1 protein-coding gene is annotated in these 1049 nt (G+C 35.1%); it reads left to right on the plus strand.

Annotated features, from left to right (window positions below; genetic code table 11):
* The first annotated feature begins 116 nt into the window (after positions 1-116).
* The gene (locus tag BUA71_RS17375) at positions 117-1028 is read left to right on the plus strand and encodes an IS982 family transposase (RefSeq protein ID WP_072882058.1); all 912 of its coding nucleotides are present in this window, start codon (positions 117-119) and stop codon (positions 1026-1028) included.
* Positions 1029-1049: the final 21 nt, after the last annotated feature.

Consider the following 1049-nt stretch of genomic DNA (forward strand, 5'->3'; position numbering starts at 1 on the left):
TAACCTGAGTTCGATGTAAGAAAGTGGGATTTTTCTTGAATTTTTAGGCAATAGAAAAGCGGAAAATTAGTATATTTAAGTGTCTAAAATTCAAATATTTAACTAATTTTTCCGCTATGATTTCTAATGATAAAGTTACTGAAATTTTCTTCGACATTGATGAGTTTTGTAAAGTTTTTGAACCCGCCTTCACGCAAAAGTTACTTGAAGACGGTAAAAAACATAGAAAAAGGGCCTTTAAAATGTCGATGAGTGAAATCCTTACCATTACTGTTATTTTTCAACTTAGTGGACATAGAACCTTTAAGCACTTTTATCTTTTCTATATACAAAAACATATGAAGTCGGAATTCCCTGATACGGTTTCCTACAACAGGTTTACAGAATTGATGCAAGCCAACATGGTACCACTTGTACTATTTATGAAGACCCGTTGTTTGGGTAAATCTACCGGTATTTCGTTTATCGATTCTACTCCGCTACGGGTGTGCAAGAACAAACGCATAAAGGTCAATAAGGTTTTTGAAGGGATAGCAACAACTGGAAGATCTACTATGGGCTGGTTCCATGGTTTTAAGTTACATCTCATTGTTAATGACAAAGGTGAAATCCTAAACTTCGTACTTACCCAAGGCAATGTGGACGACAGAGATCCTCTAAAAGAAGGAAATATTTTGAACGAAATATTTGGGAAATTGTATGCAGATAAAGGATATATATCAAAAAACCTGGCTTCAATGCTCTTTGAGGATGGATTACATCTAATTACCGGAATCCGCAATAACATGAAAAATGTACTGATGACTATGAGAGATAAAATATTGCTTAGAAAACGTTCGGTCATAGAAACAATAAATGATCAGCTCAAAAATATCTGTCACGCAGAACATTCCAGGCACCGGAGTTTCGGTAATTTTATAACCAATCTTGTGGCCAGTCTTATTGCATATTCTTTTCAAGAAAAAAAGCCAGCTATTAAGTTTGAGGAAGATATAAAATCAAAGGGGCAACTCGCATTATTCTGCTAATTCCTTAGCCCGAACTCAGGT

It is taken from the genome of Salegentibacter echinorum (genome assembly GCF_900129445.1).
In the GTDB taxonomy this organism is placed as follows: Bacteria; Bacteroidota; Bacteroidia; order Flavobacteriales; family Flavobacteriaceae; genus Salegentibacter; species Salegentibacter echinorum.

What these genes read in the sequence shown, in the direction of transcription:
- BUA71_RS17375 (WP_072882058.1), top strand. Translation starts at nt 117, where the DNA reads ATGATTTCTAATGATAAAGTTACTGAAATTTTCTTCGACATTGATGAG.